This is a genomic window from Geodermatophilus sp. SYSU D00697, assembly GCF_054050175.1.
The window spans coordinates 1-846 of the sequence record NZ_JBJGYV010000072.1; the positions used below are offsets into that span (position 1 = coordinate 1).

Consider the following 846-nt stretch of genomic DNA (forward strand, 5'->3'; position numbering starts at 1 on the left):
CCCTGCAGGTACAGGTCGACCAGCATCGGGAAGTCCCGGCTGGGCAGGCAGTCGCCGTACCAGCTCGACTTCAGCGCCCCGCCGCGGCCGAAGACCTCGATCAGCGGCAGGGTGATCGTCATGTCCGGGGTGGGGACGCCGACGAGCACCACGCGGCCGGCCAGGTCGCGGGCGTAGAAGGCCTGCTCGAACACCGCCGGGTGGCCGACCGCGTCGATCGCGACGTCCACGCCGAAGCCGCCGGTGTGGCCCTTGATCGCCTCCACCGCGTCGGTGTTCGTGGAGTTGACGGTGTGGGTGGCGCCGAACTTGCGCGCCCACTCCAGCTTCCGGTCGTCGATGTCGACGGCGATGATCGTGGTGGCGCCGGCCAGCTTGGCGCCGGCGATGGCGGCGTCGCCGACGCCGCCGCAGCCGAACACGGCCACGCTCTCCCCGCGCTGGACCGCGCCGGTGTTGATCGCCGCGCCGACGCCGGCCATCACGCCGCAGCCGAGCAGGCCGGCGGCGGTGGCCGGGGCGGCGGGGTCGACCTTGGTGCACTGGCCGGAGTGGACCAGCGTCTTCTCCACGAACGCGCCGATGCCCAGCGCCGGGGACAGCTCGGTGCCGTCGGCCAGGGTCATCTTCTGAGCCGCGTTGGAGGTGTTGAAGCAGTACTGCAGCTCGCCCTTGAGGCAGGCGCGGCACTGCCCGCACACCGCGCGCCAGTTGAGGATGACGTAGTCGCCGACGGCGACGTTGGTGACGCCCTCGCCGACGGCGGAGACGGTCCCGGCGGCCTCGTGGCCGAGCAGGAACGGGAACTCGTCGTTGATCCCGCCCTCGCGGTAGTGCAGGTCGGTG

General features: G+C 72.2%; 1 protein-coding gene. It reads right to left on the reverse strand.

The window, feature by feature from the left end; translation table 11 throughout:
- Window positions 1-846: S-(hydroxymethyl)mycothiol dehydrogenase (locus tag ACI79C_RS25235; protein ID WP_456948447.1), on the reverse strand; the 846-nt coding region annotated here is incomplete at both ends.